The organism is Burkholderia sp. GW821-FHT14F03 (assembly GCF_058803765.1).
On record NZ_JBXAPG010000004.1, the window covers coordinates 139,478 to 155,969 of the forward strand.

Genomic DNA, 16,492 nt, shown 5'->3' on the forward strand with positions numbered 1-16,492 from the left:
TCGGCGCTTTCCTTCACCGCAGCGGCAGATGGATTTCCGTCAGCAGCTCGGCGGGGCGCACCTCCTGCGGCGAATTCAGATACAGCTCGAACGACGGCGCGTCGGCCGCCTCGCGGCCCGAGTCCGGCAGCCAGGTGCCGTACAGCCAGTCGTAGGTCTCGGCAAGCTGTTGGTAAGGCCCGCGATGCGTGAGCACCGCATATTCGCCGCCCGCGATCACGGTGCGCGCCACCGGCGGCTCGACCGTCACGCCGGCCGCGCGCGGCCCCAGCGCGAAGCAGGCCTTCGAACGCAACTGCGCGGCGGGCGTCGCATCCGGATCGTCATAGAAGATGCCGATGCAGCGCGTGTCCGGACCGAACAGGTCGCGCACGCCGATCCAGCCCGCGAGTTGCTCGAACGCGAGACCGATCTCCGGATACGGGCCGACATGGTCCACCGACAACACCTCGATCGGATCGAGGTGACGCAAGACGACTTCATGCTGGGTCATGGATGACGCTCCTGGTTGCGATGAAAGGGCGGGTTGCGCCACGCGCCGGCTCCGGTACTGCGCGGGCGGCATGCCGAACGCGTCGCGAAACGCGCGGCTGAACGCATGCGGCGAGCCGTAGCCGGCGCGCTGCGCGATGTCGCTGATCGGCCGCCCCGTCCGGATCAGGTCGTCCGCCGCGCGTGCGAGCCGGATGCGCCGCACGGTCGCCACCACCGACTCACCGTAGAGCCCCTGGTAGATCCGGTGCCAGTGATAGGGCGACAGACACGCAACCTCGGCGAGCCGGTTCAGGTCCAGCGGTTCGTCGAGGTGGGCGCGGATATACGCATGCACGCGCGCGAGGCGGGCGTGGTAGCGGGTCCAGCAGGCGGGCAGGGTGGCGGTCATCGGCGCGGCGCGGCGGCGGCGGAACAGGCGCTCACCTTAGCACGTCGCCTTTTGACAAATCTTGCGCTCCGCACCGGTTCCGCGCCCGCGTCGCGCGGGCGTCCGCCCTTATATCTGGCACTATTTAACGCGGCATGGTGCGCGTGGCCGTAACGATTTGCTGATCAATGTTTAAGTACGGTGAAAAACGATTGAATCCGCCATCGTTCCCCGTGTAAGGTCGCGCTGGCAGCCCCGATTTTTCGGAGTCCGCAGGTTGTCCATCGATGTCCAACCGCAGCAACACGCTTTCGGGAGAGAACAAATGGATTCATCCGGCTTCTTGACATCGCTGCAAAGCACCCTGGGCGTTTACCTGCCCAAGATCGCCGGCGCGCTCGGCATCCTGATCGTCGGCTGGCTGATCGCCGTGCTGGTCCGTGCCGGCGTGCGCAAGCTGCTGGGCGCCTTGAAGGTCGACCAGCGCATCGCGGAGAGCACCGGGCAGGGCGCGCAGGTCGAAGGCATCGTCGCGGGCGGCCTGTTCTGGCTGATCCTGCTCGTGACCGCGGTCGGCATCTTCAACGTGCTGAACCTCTACGCGGTATCGAATCCGTTCTCGCTGCTCGTCACCAAGATCATCAACTACCTGCCGAACCTGCTCGGCGGCGGCGCGCTCGCGCTGATCGCGTGGTTGATCGCCTCGCTCTTGCGCAGCATCGTGGGGAAGGCACTGAAGGCGAGCCGGATCGACGGCAAGCTGTCCGAGACGGCCGGCATGAAGCCGATGAGCGGCTATCTCGGCGACGTGCTGTTCTGGCTCGTGATCCTGATGTTCATTCCCGCGATCCTCGCCGCGTTCGACCTGAACGGGCTGCTGTCGCCGGTTCAGGGCATGATCGACAAGATCCTCGCGATCGTCCCGAACGTGTTCGCGGCGGTCGTGATCGGCTTCGTCGGCTGGGTGGTCGCGCGGATCCTGCGCGGCCTCGTCGTCAACCTGCTGAGCGCGGCGGGCGCCGACCGTCTCACGCAGAACGTCGACAGCGCGACGCCCGTGAAACTGTCGAGCCTGCTCGGCACCGTGGTCTATATCTTCGTATTCGTGCCGACCCTGATTTCCGCGCTCGACGCGCTGAAGATCGAGGCGATCTCGGGCCCGGCCACGCGCCTGCTCGACCAGTTCCTCGGCGCGGTGCCCGACATCGTCGCGGCGGTCGTGATCTTGCTCGTCACGTTCTATGTCGCGCGCTTCGTCGCGACGCTCGTGCAGAAGCTGCTGGTGGCGGCGGGCGTCGACGGGCTGCCCGCCGTGCTCGGCGTCGAACGGGTGTTCTCGGGCACGTTGCAGCCGTCGGTGCTGGCCGGCCGGCTCGTGATCTTCTTCGCGATGCTGTTCGCGACCGTCGAGGCCGCGAACCGGCTCGGCTTCGGGCAGGTGCGCGACGTCGTCACGCTGTTCATCGAGTTCGGCGCGCACATCCTGATGGGCGGCGTGATCCTCGTGATCGGCTTCTGGCTCGCCGGCCTCGCGCGCCGCGTGATCCAGCAGGCCGACCACGACCAGAGCGGCCTGCTCGCGCGGATCGCGCAATTCGCGATCCTCGGCCTCGTGTTCGCCATGGGGCTGCGCGCGATGGGCATCGCCAATGAGATCGTGCAGCTCGCGTTCGGGCTCGTGCTCGGGGCGGTCGCGGTGGCGGTGGCGCTGTCGTTCGGTCTCGGCGGCCGCGAGGCGGCGGGCAAGCTGCTCGACCGCTGGATCAACACGCGCGATCGCAAGGACTAACGCGCGGGATGCGGGGTGCCATGCCCCGCGTCGTGTTCAGGCGGAGCCACGTCAGGCCGGGCCAAGCTCAGGCCGCGCGCTTCCAGGCGATTGCCCACGCGTGCGGCAACGGCGGGAAGCCGGCCACGCCGGCGAGGCCCGCGCGCAGTGTCAGCGCGTACAGCAGCATCGGCGCGGCGAGCCCGGCGGTGGTGCCGAGCGCGAGGTGCAGCGCGAGCGTCGCCACGGCGGGCGTCGCCACGCCGGCGTGCTGCAGCGCGATACGCACGCCCGCCGTGACCAGGATGTGCGTGAGGTAGATCGGCATCGAGGCGATGCCGGCCGATTCGAGCCAGATCCGCCAGCGGGGCGCATCACGCATCCGGTCCGCGCGCCACGCGAGTTGCAGCGTGAGGGTGATGCCGGCGAGCGCGGCGGGCATGGCCCAGACGCTGTCCGCCTCGCCGTGGCCGTGCGCGAACAGCACGGCCGCCGCGAACGCGGCGCCGCTCGCGGCGATCCGCCCCGGCGTCGCGCCGCGCGCGACGAGCCGCGGCAAATACTCGTTCGCGAGCAGGCCGAGCGCGAAGAACGGCCAGTTCATCAACGCGAGCGAGACGATCCCCCAGTGCGTCGACGCGCCGAGCGCAAGACCGAGCGCCGCGAGGCCGGCGAGCGGCCCGTGCGCGCGCAGCAGCGCGGGCGCCGTATGGGCGAGCGCCCACGCGAGCAGCATGCAGAGCATCAACGCGTAGAGAAACCAGAACTGGCCGAACGGCCGCCAGCCGATCGCGAGCAGGTCCGCCACGCCGAACGCGTGGTTCGTGCCGTGCGTCGTCATCACGAGCTGCGCCGCGCCCTGCAACCCCGACCACAGCAGGTACGGATGCGCGACCGCGCGCAGCTGCGCCGGCAGGAAGCCGTGGCCCGCGCCGCGCAGCGCGCGCTCGACGTGCCGCCCCGACAACAGGAAGAACAGCGGCATGTGGAACGTGTGGATCGTGTAGTCGAGCGCGGCCGCCCACACGGCGGGCGCGCCGTCCGGCACGAGTCCCGCCGCGCCGACCCCGCGCAGCGCGTGCCCGAACACGACGAGGAAGATGCCCGCGCCGCGCGCGGTATCGAGATAGGTTTCCCGCATGGTGGCCTGGTGGGGGCGCGGCGACGCCGCGTTGCGATGAATGTAGGCAGCGCGCATGCGCCGGTGTGTGGGCCGCCCGACACATGCGCGCGCCACAATGTGGCCTGGATCACCGTGCCGATGCCGCTCGCCCGCAGCGTTGCCCCTTACGAAACGAAAGCCCGGACGTTTGCCGATTTTCGATAACACGTCGATTAATGACTCTCTAGGATCGGTCTTCAGTCGCGGGGGCCAGATACCACCGGTCCGCCCGGCCAGCCGCACTTGAGGAGAGATCCATGCAGACAGAATCGAAAGGTCGCCCCGGCGCGGGCGGCAAGGCGTCGCAGCCGGTTCTCCGGCAGACGCTCGGCACCTGGCAGCTGTGGGGCATCGCGGTCGGGCTCGTGATCTCGGGCGAGTACTTCGGCTGGAGCTATGGCTGGGCCAGCGCGGGCACGCTCGGTTTCGTCGTCACCGCGCTGTTCGTGGCGGCGATGTACACGACCTTCATCTTCAGCTTCACCGAGCTGACCACTTCGATTCCGCACGCGGGCGGGCCGTTCGCCTACGCCCGGCGCGCGTTCGGGCCGGCGGGCGGCTATCTGGCGGGCGCGGCGACGCTGGTCGAGTTCGTGTTCGCGCCGCCCGCGATCGCACTCGCGATCGGCGCCTATCTGCATGTGCAGTTCCCGGGCCTCGAACCGAAGCACGCGGCGATGGGCGCCTATCTCGTGTTCATGGCGCTCAACATCGTCGGCGTGCAGATCGCGGCGACCTTCGAGCTGGTCGTCACGCTGTTCGCGATCTTCGAGCTGCTCGTGTTCATGGGCGTCGTGTCGCCGGGCTTCGCGTGGAGCAACTTCGCCAAGGGCGGCTGGGCGGGCGCCGATCATTTCAGCCTCGGCGCGTTCCACGGGATGTTCGCCGCGATCCCGTTCGCGATCTGGTTCTTCCTCGCGATCGAGGGCGTCGCGATGGCGGCCGAGGAGGCCAAGAATCCGCAGCGCTCGATCCCGATCGCCTACGTCGCCGGGATCCTGACGCTCGTCGTGCTCGCGATCGGCGTGATGGTGTTCGCCGGCGGCGCGGGCGACTGGACCAGGCTCGCCAACATCAACGATCCGCTGCCGCAGGCGATGAAGTACATCGTCGGCGCGAACAGCGGCTGGATGCACATGCTCGTGTGGCTGGGCCTCTTCGGGCTCGTCGCGTCGTTTCACGGCATCATCCTCGGTTATTCGCGACAGATCTTCGCGCTGGCCCGCGAGGGCTACCTGCCCGAGTGGCTCGCCAAGGTGCATCCGCGCTTCCAGACGCCGTACCGCGCGATCCTCGCGGGCGGCGTGGTCGGGATCGTCGCGATCTACAGCGACGAGCTGATCCAGTTCGGCGGCCAGACGCTCACGGCGAACATCGTGACGATGTCGGTGTTCGGCGCTATCGTGATGTATATCGTCAGCATGGCGGCCCTGTTCAAGCTGCGCCGCACGCAGCCGCGCCTCGCGCGGCCGTTCCGCGCGCCGCTGTATCCGTTCTTTCCAGCTTTCGCGCTCGTCGCGGCGCTCGTGTGTCTCGCGACGATGGTGTATTTCAACGGGCTCGTCGCGCTGATCTTCGTCGCGTTCCTCGCGCTCGGCTACGGCTATTTCCTCGCGACCGGCGCGCAGCGTTCGGCGGCGCCCGCCGACGCGCTCGTCGAGGAATGACGCGCGGGCGGCCCGCCCCCGCACCGCGGCGCGCGCACGCGCCGCGGGCATCACAAGGAGTCGGCATCGGATGGCTTATACGGAGACGATCGGTTCGCGCACCTACCGCTTCGCGGACCTGAAAACCCTGCTCGCGAAGGCGAGCCCGCTGCGGTCCGGCGATCAGCTCGCGGGCGTCGCCGCCGCGAGCGAGGAGGAGCGCGTCGCCGCGAAGATGGCGCTCGCCGAGGTGCCGCTCGCGACCTTCCTGAACGAGGCGCTGATCCCCTACGAGGACGACGAGGTCACGCGCCTCATCCTCGACGATCATTCGCGCGCAGCCTTCGCCGAGATCGCGCACCTGACGGTCGGCGATTTCCGCAACTGGCTGCTGTCGTCGGCCGTCGACGGCGCGGCGCTGGAACGCGTCGCGCCGGGCCTCACGCCCGAGATGGTCGCCGCGGTGTCGAAGCTGATGCGCAACCAGGATCTGATCGCGGCCGCGCGCAAGCGTCGTGTGGTCACGCGCTTTCGCAACACGGTCGGGCTGGCGGGGCGGATGTCGGTGCGCCTGCAGCCGAACCACCCGACCGACGACGTGAAGGGCATCGCCGCGTCGATGCTCGACGGCCTCATGTACGGCTGCGGCGATGCGATGATCGGCATCAATCCCGCCACCGACAGCCTCGCGGCGATCGTCAGGCTGCTCGACATGATCGACGGGTTCCGCGAGCGCTACCGGGTGCCGACCCAGTCGTGCGTGCTGACCCACGTGACCAACACGATCGCGGCGGTCGAGAAGGGCGCGCCCGTCGATCTCGTGTTCCAGTCGATCGCGGGCACCGAGCGCGCGAACGCGAGCTTCGGGATCTCGCTCGCGCTGCTGCGCGAGGCGCGCGAGGCCGCGCTGTCGCTGCGGCGCGGCACGGTCGGCGACAACCTCATGTACTTCGAGACGGGCCAGGGCAGCGCGCTGTCCGCGAACGCGCATCACGGCGTCGACCAGCAGACCTGCGAGGTGCGCGCCTACGCGGTCGCGCGCAAGTTCGAGCCGTTCCTCGTCAACACGGTGGTCGGCTTCATCGGCCCCGAGTATCTGTACGACGGCAAGCAGATCATCCGCGCGGGGCTCGAGGATCACTTCTGCGGCAAGCTGCTCGGCGTGCCGATGGGCTGCGACATCTGCTACACGAACCACGCGGAAGCCGACCAGGACGACATGGACACGCTGCTGACGCTGCTCGGCGCGGCCGGCATCAACTTCATCATGGGCATCCCCGGCGCGGACGACGTGATGCTCAACTACCAGAGCACCTCGTTCCACGACGCGCTGTACGTGCGCGAGGTGCTGGGGCTGCGGCGCGCGCCGGAATTCGAGGAGTGGCTGGAGACGATGGGCATCGCGGACGCGCGCGGCGCGCTCCTGGCCGCATCGCCGCGCCAACCCCTGCTCGCGGGCGCGCACGAATGGATGGGGCTCGACGCATGAGCGACGCCATCGAGAAGAATCCGTGGGGCGAACTGAAGGCGTTCACGAACGCGCGGATCGCGCTCGGCCGCACGGGCAGCAGCCTGCCGACCGCGCCGCTGCTCGCGTTCAACCTGTCGCACGCGCAGGCGCGCGACGCCGTGCACCAGCCGCTCGACGTGGAGGCGCTGCACCGCGCGCTGGCCGACGCGGGATTCGCGTCGCTCAACGCGCACAGCGCGGCGCCCGATCGCCAGCACTACCTGCGGCGGCCCGACCTCGGGCGGCGGCTGTCGGACGCCAGCCGCGCGGCGCTCGCGCAAGCGGGCGAGGCGGCGGGCGAGCCGCCCGAGCTGGTGTTCGTGATCGGCGACGGGCTGTCGGCGTTCGCGGCCGCGAAGCAGGCGCTGCCGCTGCTGCAGGCGGTGCGCGGACGGCTCGACGTCGACGGCTGGCGGGTCGGCCCGGTGGTGGTCGCGCAGCAGGCGCGCGTCGCGCTCGGCGACGAGATCGGCGAGCTGCTGCGCGCGCGGCTCGTCGCGATGCTGATCGGCGAGCGTCCGGGGCTCAGCTCGCCGGACAGCCTCGGGGTCTATCTCACCTATGCGCCGAAGGTCGGCTGCCACGACGCGCTGCGCAACTGCATCTCGAACGTGCGGCCGGAGGGGCTGCCCTACGCGGCGGCCGCGCACAAGCTCCACTACCTGCTCACCCATGCGCGGCGGCTCGGCCTCACGGGCGTCGGGCTCAAGGACGACAGCGACGCCACGCTGCCCGGCGCGGCGGCGCCCGCGCAGCTGTCGGACGTTTGAGCGGCGGCGGGCCCGCCGCTCAGGCGGGCTGGAACAGGCGCGCGCACAGGAAGTCGACGAACACCCGCAGCTTCGGCGACAGCTGGCGGCTCGACGGCCACAGCACCGAGAATTGCCCGGGCGCGATCCGGTAGTCGTCGAGCACCGTGACGAGCGCGCCGCATGCGAGTGCGTCGCGCGCGAGGAAATCGGGCATGTAGCCGATGCCGAAGCCGGCCAGCACCGCCGCGCGCAACGCCTCCATGTTGTTGCAGGTCATCGCCGCGCGCAGGTTCGGCGGCTCGCCGCCGTCGTGCGCGAGCGCCCACGGCTGCAGCTTGCCGGTGGTCGGGAAGCGGTAGCGCACGCAGGCATGCGCGGCGAGGTCGTCCGGTATCCCGGGCGCGCCGGCCCGTTCGAGATAGGCGGGCGCCGCGCACAGCACGAAGCGGAACGGCCCCAGGCGGCGCGACATCAGGCTCGAATCGGTCAGCTGGCCGCTGCGGATCACCGCGTCGAAGCCGCCGTCGACCACGTCGACGAGCCGGTCGTTGAAATCGAGATCGAGTTCGATGTCCGGATAGCGCGCGCGGAATTCCGGCAGCACCGGCAGCAGGAAACGGTAACCGATCACGGGCAGGCTCACGCGCAGCCGGCCGCGCGGCGTCTGCGCCGATTCCGACAGCGTGGCCTCCGCGTCGCGCAGCTCCTCCAGGATCCGGTGGCAGCGTTCGTGGAAGTGCCGCCCTTCGTCGGTGAGCGTGACCCGGCGCGTGGTGCGGTGAAACAGCCGCACGCCGAGCGACTGTTCGAGCTTCGCGATCGTCTTGCCGACCGCCGACGCCGAGATCCCGAGCTTGCGCCCGGCGGCGACGAAGCTCAGCGTCTCCGCCGTGCGCACGAAGGCGACGATGCCGTTGAGGTTGTCCATGGGAGCCGATTCCGGGTGTCAGAGGCCAAATACCGAATGCCGAATGCAATTGCGGAATTTAACTCCACTATCTGAGGAGTTTCACGTTGTTTTTCTTTGATTAGATCCGAATTATCTTTCATCGCTCCGACGGGCCGCGCGCAGGGCATGCGCGACGGGCGGCCCCGGCTACTGACGAGGAGCGTCGATGGTTTCCCCCCTGGCGGCGCGGCGGCGCCGCATGATTCTGCTGGCGGTGTGCCTCGCCGCGCTCGCGCTGCCGCTGAGCTTCGCGGGCGGCGCGGTGGCGACGCCCGCGATCGGCCGCGCGCTGCCGGGCGGCCCGGTTGCGCTGAACTGGATCACCAATGCCTTCATGCTGAGCTTCGGCAGCCTGCTGATGGCGGCGGGCGCGCTCGCGGACCAGTTCGGCCGCAAGCGGGTCTTCCTGATCGGCGTGGGCGGTTTCGCGTTGGCGTCGGCCGCGCTCGGCTTCGCGCCGACGCTGCTCGTGGTCGACCTGCTGCGTGCGGCGCAGGGCGCGGCCGCCGCGGCGGCGCTCGCGGGCGGGACGGCCGCGCTGGCGCAGGAGTTCGACGGCGCGGCGCGGACCCGCGCGTTCAGCCTGCTCGGCACGACCTTCGGGCTCGGGCTCGCGTTCGGCCCCGTGCTCGCGGGCTGGCTGATCGAGCTGCTGGGCTGGCGCGCGATCTTCGCGACGGGCGCGCTGGTGGGTGCGCTCGCGCTGCTGGTGGGCGCGCCGCGGCTGCGCGAGACGCGCGATCCGGCCGCGGCCGGGCTCGACTGGGCGGGGGCGGCGAGCTTCACCGGCGCGCTGTCGCTGTTCACGTTCGGCGTGATCCAGGCGCCCGAGGACGGCTGGACGAGCCCGCTCGTCGTCGGCCTGCTCGCGGGCGCGGCAGTGCTCGCGGCCGGCTTCGCCGCGATCGAGGCGCGCGTGGCGCGGCCGATGCTCGACCTGTCGCTGTTCCGCTATCCGCGCTTCGTCGGCGTGCAGGTGCTGCCGGTCGCGACCTGCTATTGCTACATCGTGCTGCTGGTGCTGCTGCCCCTGCGCTTCATCGGCGTCGACGGTTACCGGGCCCTCGACGCCGGCCTGCTGATGCTCGCGCTGTCCGCGCCGATGCTGATCGTGCCGCTCGTGGCCGCACTGCTGACGCGCTGGATGTCCGCCGGGCTGATCGCCGGGGTCGGCCTGCTGGTCGCGGCGGCCGGCCTGCACTGGCTCGGCGCGGCGCTGACGGAGGGCGCGGGGCGCGCGGCGCTCGCGCCGATGGCCGTGATCGGCGTCGGCGCGGGCCTGCCCTGGGGACTGATGGATGGCTTGTCGATCAGCGTCGTGCCGAAGGAGCGCGCGGGGATGGCGACCGGGATTTTCAGCACGACGCGCGTGGCGGGCGAGGGAATCGCGCTCGCGATCGTCGGCGCGCTGCTCGCGGCGCTCGTCGCGACGCGGCTGCACGGGATCGCGCCGGCGGCCGCGCCGCATGCGCTAGCCGAGGCGGCGGCGCGGCTGGCGACGGGCGATCTAGCGCGGGCCGCCGTCGTGTTGCCGGGGGTGACGCGTGAGGATCTGGCCGCGCAGTACCGGGACGCATTCGGCAGCCTGCTGGACGGGCTGACCGTGGTCACGGCTGCGTGCGCGGTGGTGGTGTTCGCGTTCCTGAGCCGGGTGCGCGCGGACGAGGCGGCGCCGCGCAAGGGCGGCCGGACGTCGGGCGCGGGCTCGCTGGTGCTGGAGCGGGACGGCGGGTGAGGGCGGGCGCGAGATGGCGTGGCGGGAGGAGGGACGTCGGGCGCGCCGACTCCTGCTGGAGCGAAATGACAGGTGAGGCGCGGTCGCGCGGCCGGGCGAATGGCACTGCGCGGCGCGCGGATGACCGGGGAGATCGCCGGCGACACGCGCCGGGCCGAAGAACAAGCCCGGCGGAACCGCCCAAGACGCCCGGACGATCCCGCCGGCCGCACCGCGCCGAACCCGGCGCGGCGCCGCTCAGAACAAGCCGAGCGGCTTGTCGCTGTAGCTGACGAGCAGGTTCTTCGTCTGCTGGTAGTGGTCGAGCATCATCTTGTGGGTTTCGCGGCCGATCCCCGATTGCTTGTAGCCGCCGAACGCCGCATGCGCCGGATACGCGTGGTAGCAGTTGGTCCACACGCGGCCCGCCTGGATCGCGCGACCGAAGCGGTAGGCGCGATTGCCGTCGCGGGTCCACAGACCGGCGCCGAGCCCATACAGCGTGTCGTTGGCGATTTCGAGCGCTTCCTCCTCGTTCTTGAAGGTGGCCACCGACAGCACCGGCCCGAAGATCTCTTCCTGGAAGATGCGCATCCGGTTGTGACCGCGGAACACGGTCGGCTTCACGTAATAGCCTTCCGCCAGTTCGCCGCCGAGCGTGTTGCGCTCGCCGCCCGTCAGGCATTGCGCGCCTTCCTGGCGGCCGAGGTCGATGTACGACAGGATCTTCTCGAGCTGCTCGGCCGAGGCCTGCGCGCCGATCATGGTCTGCGCGTCGAGCGGGTGGCCCTGGCGGATCGACTCGACGCGCTTGAGCGCGCGCTCGATGAAGCGGTCGTAGATGCTTTCCTCGACGAGCGCGCGCGACGGGCACGTGCAGACCTCGCCCTGGTTCAGCGCGAACATCGCGAAGCCTTCGAGCGCCTTGTCGAAATAGCTGTCGTCGCGGTCCATCACGTCGGCGAAGAACACGTTCGGGCTCTTGCCGCCCAGTTCGAGCGTGACGGGGATCAGGTTCTCGCTCGCGTACTGCATGATCAGGCGGCCCGTCGAGGTCTCGCCGGTGAACGCGATCTTCGCGATCCGCTTGCTCGACGCGAGCGGTTTGCCCGCTTCGAGCCCGAAGCCGTTGACGATGTTCAGCACGCCGGGCGGCAGCAGATCCTGGATCAGTTCGGCCAGCACGAGAATCGACGCGGGCGTCTGCTCCGCGGGCTTGAGCACCACGCAGTTGCCGGCCGCGAGCGCGGGCGCGACCTTCCACGCGGCCATCAGGATCGGGAAGTTCCACGGGATGATCTGCCCGACCACGCCGAGCGGCTCGTGGAAGTGATAGGCGACGAGATCGCCGCCGATGTCGGCGATCGAGCCTTCCTGCGCGCGGATGCAGCCCGCGAAATAGCGGAAGTGGTCGATCGCGAGCGGGATGTCGGCCGCGGTGGTCTCGCGCAGCGGCTTGCCGTTGTCGATCGTCTCGGCCACCGCGAGGCGCGCGAGGTTCGCCTCCATGCGGTCGGCGATCCGCAGCAGCACGTTCGCGCGATCGGCGGCGGACGTCGCGCCCCACCCGGCCTTCGCGGCGTGCGCGGCGTCGAGCGCGCGTTCGATGTCGGCTTCGCGCGAGCGCGGGATCGCGGTGAACGGCTGGCCGGTGACGGGCGAGATGTTGTCGAAGTACTCGCCGCCAACCGGGGCGACCCATTCGCCGCCGATGAAATTCCCGTACTGCTTGCGGAACGGGAACTCAATGTTCAGGTGCTGCATGTCCGCGTGATTCATCGCGTTGCTCCTCGCATGTCGATTGGAATGCGCCGCGCGAGCGCGCGGCGTCCGAGCGTTACGCCAGAAGCGTGCCAGCCGCCGGTGCGCCGCCGCGCCGGGCCTGCGCGCGGGCCGGCCCGGCGCACCGCGCGGGTGCGCGGCGGCGACTGTGCCGGGATGGCGCAATGCGTGTGCGCCGGGTTGCGCCAGCCTTGAACAGTGCGGCGCGGCGTCGCAGCGCGCGGGCGCGGGCGGCGCTTCGGCACGGGAATTGCATCGCTCGCGGCCGGTGAGGTTCAGCGGAATCGCGGAGGCGTTCATGGAACAGGGGCGGGTCGAGACGACGGCGGCGGACACCCGGCGCAGCGCGGGGGGCGGGGAAGGGCCGGCCGGGCGCGCGGTGGTCAGCGTCGCCCATGACGCCGACGAGCAGGCCCGCAACCTGATCGGCTGGCGCCAGACCTACGACCAGCTTGCGGCGGGCCGCTTCGTCGGCACGCTGACCGAGCTGCCGCTCGACACGATGAAGCTGTTTCGCGAGACCACGAGCCATACGCTGCGCCAGGCCTGCGAGGTGCGCGGCGATGCGTACTGGTTCGGCGTGCCGCTCGCGCGCGACGGCGGCGCGCGGATCGACGCGTGCCCGATCACGGCCGACGCGTTGGCGTTCCGGCCCGGCAACGTCGAATTCGAGTTGCTGACGCCCGCGCATTTCTCGATCTACGGCCTCGTGGTGCGCGGCGACGTGCTGCGGCGCTATGCGGAGCAGGTCGAGCGCTGCGGGCTCGACGAGCGTTTGCCGGGGCAGGCGGTCGCGCAGGTCGGGGAGGCGCGGCTCGCGCGTCTGTGCGCGCAGCTCGCGCGCGGGCTCGGGCGGGCCGAAGCGGCGGCCGCGCCGCTGTCGGACTGCGAGCGCCGCGACCTGCAGGCCGGGCTGCTCGCGGCGTTGTTCGATCTCTACGGGGCGCCCGCCGGGGCGGCCGACGCCGGCCAGCCGTCGCGACGCCGCAGGATCGTCGCACAGGCGCGCGACTACGTGCTCGCGCACCGCTCGCGGCCGGTCGGCGTGCCCGAGCTGTGCGAGCAGCTGCACGTGAGCCGCCGCACCTTGCAGTACTGTTTCCAGGACGTGCTCGGGATGGCGCCCGCGACCTACCTGCGCACGCTGCGCCTGAACGGCGCGCGCCGCGACCTGTGCGGGCGCGACGCGGGCTCGGTGCAGGACGTCGCCGCCGCGTGGGGCTTCTGGCATCTGAGCCAGTTCGCGACCGACTATCGCCGCATGTTCGGCGAGCGGCCCTCGGAGGCGCTGCGCGGGGCGGCGCTCGCATGCTGAACGTCTGCGCGCCCGTCTGCCGCGCGGCCGGCCGCGCGGGTGCGCGCCGGCGCTTTTCGCGGCGGTCGGCACGCGCCGTGCTGCGCGGACGGTTCCGGCGCTTCCGCGCGGATCCGCTGCGCGCGCGGGTTCATGCGGCGTGAGCCGGCGCCTGCTCGGGTAGCGGCTCAGCGGCCTGCACGCTCACGCGCGCGTGGCCACACGATCCGGCTCCAGTCGACTGCCCGGTACAGGGCGTCGAGTTCCTCCAGTTCCGCCTCCGACGCCCCCGCATGCCGGCCGCGCCATTCTTCCGGCACGGGCAGCGCGACGCCGGTGCAGTGCGGATAGTCGCGCACCCTCAGCGCGGGCGCGATGCTGGAAAAACACGCGAGCGTCGGCACGTCGAAGCCGGCCGCGAGATGCACGGCCGAGGTGTCGGCGGCGAGCAGCACGTCGGCGTGGGCGACCCACGCGATGAATCGCGCGGTGTCGGTCGAGTGCGCCTGCACGTCGACATAGGCGGGATGGTCGACCGGCCCGAAGCCGAGCACTGGCAGCCGGTAGGCGTCGGCGAGTCGGCCGACGAGCGCGGCGTGCCGCGCGGCCGGGATGCTGCGCAGCGGGGTGCTCGCGGTCGGGCAGAACAGCGCGTAGCGGCGTGTGCGCCAGGCGGGCGGCAGGGCCGGCAGCGCGAGATCGGCGAGCCAGCGGTTGCGCTTCGCGTCGGCCGGGATCGTGGCGGGATCGACGCCGAGCGCGGACAGGAAGAAGTCGATCATCGGCCGCTCGGCGAACGCGGGCCAATACAGCTGATTGCCGAGGTCGATGCGGGGTTCGTGCGCGGGCAGCCGATCCGCGGGCCACGGCAGGCGGCGGCAGGGGGCGATCGCCGCGGTCGCCAGCTGGTACAGCGCGTCGACATAGGCGGGCGCGTGAGCCGGCCGGTACAGCACGAAGCGCAGCGCGGGATGGCGCGCGCGCAGCGCCGCCAGCGCGGTGAGCCCGATCACCGAATCGCCGAGCGCGATGCCCATCCCGTTGATCACGTGAACCGTCCCGCACTGCGCGTAGTCGAGCCGGAACGCGTGGTGCGCGGCGTGAAAGACGCCCGGCAGCTGCGACGCGGGAACGCACGCGGCGGCCGCCGAGGCGGGCGCGTGCGCGAGATCGTACGGCGCGACGAGCCGTCCGTCCGGCGTCAGCAGCGAGCCGGGATGCACGAGCGCCTCGTCGCGCGTAAGCGGGCGCGCTGCCATCGCCGCCGCGTCCATCGCCTAGCGCTGGTGCGCGCGCTCGCCCTGCGCGCGGATCTGGTCGAGCGTCGCGGCGGGCGTGCTGGCCGCCTGCGGCACGCGCAGTTCGAGCAGCGCGGGCAGGCCGCTCGCGAGCGCGCGTTCGAACGCGGGCGCGAAGTCGGCGGTGCGTTCGATGGTCTCGCCATGCGCACCGAAGGCGCGCGCGTAGGCCGCGAAATCCGGATTGGTGAGGCCCGTGCCATGCACGCGTCCCGGATAGTTGCGCTCCTGGTGCATCCGGATCGTGCCGAAGTGGCCGTTGTTGACGACGATCACGACGATCGCGAGGCCGTACTGCATCGCCGTCGCCAGCTCGTTGCCGGCCATCATGAAGCAGCCGTCGCCCGCGAACGCGACGACGGTGCGCGCGGGATACAGCGCCTTCGCGGCGAGCGCGGCCGGCACGCCGTAGCCCATCGCGCCGCTCGTCGGCGCGAGCTGCGAACGGAAATGCCGGTACGGGAAGTGACGGTGCAGCCAGATCGCGTAGTTGCCCGCGCCGTTGGTGACGATCGCATCGTGCGGCAGGCGCGCGCGCAGTGTCTGCATCACCTCGCCGAGTTGCAGGTCGCCCGGCATCGGCAGCGGCGCGCGCCAGTCGAGATACGCGCGATGCGCGTCGGCCGCGCTGCCGGCCCAGGCGGGCGTCTCGGGCGGCGCGAGCGCGGCGAGCGACGCGGCGATCTCCGGCATCCCCGACACGATCGGCAGGTCGGCCGCGTAGACCCGGCCCAGCTCGTCCGCGCCCTGGTGCACGTGAATCAGCGTCTGCCGCGTCTTCGGGATGTCGAGCAGCGTGTAGCCGCCCGTGGTGGCTTCGCCGAGGCGCGGGCCGAGCGCGAACAGCAGGTCCGCCTCGCGGATCCGGCGCGCGAGCGCCGGGTTCACGCCGAGGCCGACGTCGCCCGCGTACAGCGGATGTTCGTTGTCGAAGGTGTCCTGGTAGCGGAACGCGCAGCCGACCGGCAGCTGCCAGGCCTCGACGAAGCGGCGCAGGTCGGCGTGGGCCTGCGGGGTCCAGCCGCTGCCGCCGACGATCAGGAACGGCCGCTCGGCGCGCGCGAGGCGTTCGCGCAGCTCGTCCATCTGCGCGCCCGACGGCGCGGCGGCGACGCGCTTCGCGGCGGGCGCGATCGCTTGCGGCGCGCAGGCCTCGGACAGCACGTCCTCCGGCAGCGCGAGCACGACGGGGCCCGGGCGGCCGGACGTCGCGACGTGAAACGCATGGCTCAGGTATTCGGGCAGCCGGCGCGGATCGTCGATCTGCGCCACCCACTTGGCCATCTGGCCGAACATGCGGCGGTAGTCGATTTCCTGGAACGCCTCGCGGTCGAGATGCTCGCGCGCGCACTGGCCGATGAACAGGATCATCGGCGTGGAATCCTGGAACGCGGTGTGCACGCCGATCGACGCATGGGTCGCGCCGGGGCCGCGCGTGACGAACGCGACGCCGGGCTTGCCGGTCAGCTTGCCGGTCGCTTCCGCCATGTTCGCGGCGGCGGCTTCGTGGCGGCAGACGACGGTGGGCAGGCGTTCGGTTTCGTCGGCCAGGACATCGAGGACGGCGAGAAAGCTCTCGCCGGGAACGCAGAACACGCGCTCGACATGATTCGCGAGCAGCGCGTCGACCAGCAATCGGGCACCGGTGGTGGTGCGCGCTTCGAAATCCGGGGAATTCGACATCGGATGCGGGCTCCCTTCTTGACGGGAGGGATAGCTTACGCCGGATGGGCAGGAGAGAAAAGGCGGGGATGG

General features: G+C 71.1%; 12 protein-coding genes. 6 read left to right on the forward strand and 6 right to left on the reverse strand.

What is annotated here, in order from left to right; translation table 11 throughout:
• Nucleotides 1-13: 13 nt before the first annotated feature.
• Complete coding sequence (locus AC1RQF_RS04390; RefSeq protein WP_274000195.1) at nucleotides 14-883, reverse strand: AraC family transcriptional regulator; 870 nt, start codon at nucleotides 881-883, stop codon at nucleotides 14-16.
• Nucleotides 884-1,187: 304 nt separating this feature from the next.
• On the opposite strand from AC1RQF_RS04390, the gene AC1RQF_RS04395 reads away from it, so the two are divergent.
• The gene (locus AC1RQF_RS04395; protein ID WP_274000196.1) at nucleotides 1,188-2,651 is read left to right on the forward strand and encodes a mechanosensitive ion channel; all 1,464 of its coding nucleotides are present in this window, start codon (nucleotides 1,188-1,190) and stop codon (nucleotides 2,649-2,651) included.
• Nucleotides 2,652-2,718: 67 nt separating this feature from the next.
• On the opposite strand, the gene AC1RQF_RS04400 is transcribed toward AC1RQF_RS04395, so the two are convergent.
• A complete protein-coding gene (locus AC1RQF_RS04400; protein ID WP_492871390.1) occupies nucleotides 2,719-3,771 on the reverse strand; it encodes an acyltransferase family protein in 1,053 nt (350 codons plus the stop codon).
• A gap of 278 nt (nucleotides 3,772-4,049) precedes the next feature.
• Between AC1RQF_RS04400 and eat the strand changes: the two genes are divergently transcribed.
• The 3 genes from eat to eutC all read left to right on the forward strand — a co-directional run bounded on the left by eat (nucleotide 4,050) and on the right by eutC (nucleotide 7,718).
• Nucleotides 4,050-5,459, forward strand: coding sequence for an ethanolamine permease (gene eat / locus AC1RQF_RS04405; protein WP_492871391.1), 1,410 nt, complete (start codon nucleotides 4,050-4,052; stop codon nucleotides 5,457-5,459).
• 70 nt (nucleotides 5,460-5,529) lie between these two features.
• Nucleotides 5,530-6,927, forward strand: a complete 1,398-nt coding sequence (locus tag AC1RQF_RS04410) for an ethanolamine ammonia-lyase subunit EutB (RefSeq protein WP_274000202.1) — start codon at nucleotides 5,530-5,532, stop codon at nucleotides 6,925-6,927.
• Nucleotides 6,924-7,718 (forward strand): ethanolamine ammonia-lyase subunit EutC, encoded by a 795-nt coding sequence (gene eutC / locus AC1RQF_RS04415; RefSeq protein ID WP_492871392.1) that lies wholly within the window; start codon nucleotides 6,924-6,926, stop codon nucleotides 7,716-7,718. Before AC1RQF_RS04410 ends, eutC begins: the two co-directional genes overlap by 4 nt.
• 19 nt (nucleotides 7,719-7,737) lie before the next feature.
• Here the strand turns inward: eutC and AC1RQF_RS04420 are convergent, their stop codons facing one another.
• Nucleotides 7,738-8,628 carry a LysR family transcriptional regulator gene (locus tag AC1RQF_RS04420; protein ID WP_274000205.1) on the reverse strand — a complete coding sequence of 297 codons (891 nt, stop codon included), beginning with the start codon at nucleotides 8,626-8,628 and terminating at the stop codon, nucleotides 7,738-7,740.
• A gap of 187 nt (nucleotides 8,629-8,815) precedes the next feature.
• Here AC1RQF_RS04420 and AC1RQF_RS04425 point away from each other — a divergent pair, with 187 nt between their 5' ends.
• Nucleotides 8,816-10,384 carry an MFS transporter gene (locus AC1RQF_RS04425; protein WP_492871393.1) on the forward strand — a complete coding sequence of 523 codons (1,569 nt, stop codon included), beginning with the start codon at nucleotides 8,816-8,818 and terminating at the stop codon, nucleotides 10,382-10,384.
• Between the two features lie 237 nt (nucleotides 10,385-10,621).
• Here the strand turns inward: AC1RQF_RS04425 and adh are convergent, their stop codons facing one another.
• Nucleotides 10,622-12,142, reverse strand: a complete 1,521-nt coding sequence (gene adh / locus AC1RQF_RS04430) for an aldehyde dehydrogenase (protein WP_274000209.1) — start codon at nucleotides 12,140-12,142, stop codon at nucleotides 10,622-10,624.
• Between the two features lie 301 nt (nucleotides 12,143-12,443).
• Here adh and AC1RQF_RS04435 point away from each other — a divergent pair, with 301 nt between their 5' ends.
• Nucleotides 12,444-13,460 carry a helix-turn-helix domain-containing protein gene (locus AC1RQF_RS04435; RefSeq protein WP_274000210.1) on the forward strand — a complete coding sequence of 339 codons (1,017 nt, stop codon included), beginning with the start codon at nucleotides 12,444-12,446 and terminating at the stop codon, nucleotides 13,458-13,460.
• Between the two features lie 167 nt (nucleotides 13,461-13,627).
• On the opposite strand, the gene AC1RQF_RS04440 is transcribed toward AC1RQF_RS04435, so the two are convergent.
• Entirely contained in the window at nucleotides 13,628-14,698 is a 1,071-nt protein-coding gene (locus AC1RQF_RS04440; protein WP_492871394.1) for a glycosyltransferase family 9 protein, read from the reverse strand.
• A gap of 18 nt (nucleotides 14,699-14,716) precedes the next feature.
• Complete coding sequence (locus tag AC1RQF_RS04445; protein WP_274000213.1) at nucleotides 14,717-16,420, reverse strand: thiamine pyrophosphate-binding protein; 1,704 nt, start codon at nucleotides 16,418-16,420, stop codon at nucleotides 14,717-14,719.
• Nucleotides 16,421-16,492 lie beyond the last annotated feature (72 nt).

Excerpts from the sequence above, each read along its gene's own strand:
- eat (WP_492871391.1), top strand. The coding sequence starts at position 4,050 with ATGCAGACAGAATCGAAAGGTCGCCCCGGCGCGGGCGGCAAGGCGTCG.
- AC1RQF_RS04390 (WP_274000195.1), bottom strand. The coding sequence starts at position 883 with ATGACCGCCACCCTGCCCGCCTGCTGGACCCGCTACCACGCCCGCCTC.
- adh (WP_274000209.1), bottom strand. The coding sequence starts at position 12,142 with ATGAATCACGCGGACATGCAGCACCTGAACATTGAGTTCCCGTTCCGC.
- eutC (WP_492871392.1), top strand. The coding sequence starts at position 6,924 with ATGAGCGACGCCATCGAGAAGAATCCGTGGGGCGAACTGAAGGCGTTC.
- AC1RQF_RS04435 (WP_274000210.1), top strand. The coding sequence starts at position 12,444 with ATGGAACAGGGGCGGGTCGAGACGACGGCGGCGGACACCCGGCGCAGC.
- AC1RQF_RS04400 (WP_492871390.1), bottom strand. The coding sequence starts at position 3,771 with ATGCGGGAAACCTATCTCGATACCGCGCGCGGCGCGGGCATCTTCCTC.
- AC1RQF_RS04410 (WP_274000202.1), top strand. The coding sequence starts at position 5,530 with ATGGCTTATACGGAGACGATCGGTTCGCGCACCTACCGCTTCGCGGAC.
- AC1RQF_RS04395 (WP_274000196.1), top strand. The coding sequence starts at position 1,188 with ATGGATTCATCCGGCTTCTTGACATCGCTGCAAAGCACCCTGGGCGTT.
- AC1RQF_RS04445 (WP_274000213.1), bottom strand. The coding sequence starts at position 16,420 with ATGTCGAATTCCCCGGATTTCGAAGCGCGCACCACCACCGGTGCCCGA.
- AC1RQF_RS04420 (WP_274000205.1), bottom strand. The coding sequence starts at position 8,628 with ATGGACAACCTCAACGGCATCGTCGCCTTCGTGCGCACGGCGGAGACG.
- AC1RQF_RS04425 (WP_492871393.1), top strand. The coding sequence starts at position 8,816 with ATGGTTTCCCCCCTGGCGGCGCGGCGGCGCCGCATGATTCTGCTGGCG.
- AC1RQF_RS04440 (WP_492871394.1), bottom strand. The coding sequence starts at position 14,698 with ATGGCAGCGCGCCCGCTTACGCGCGACGAGGCGCTCGTGCATCCCGGC.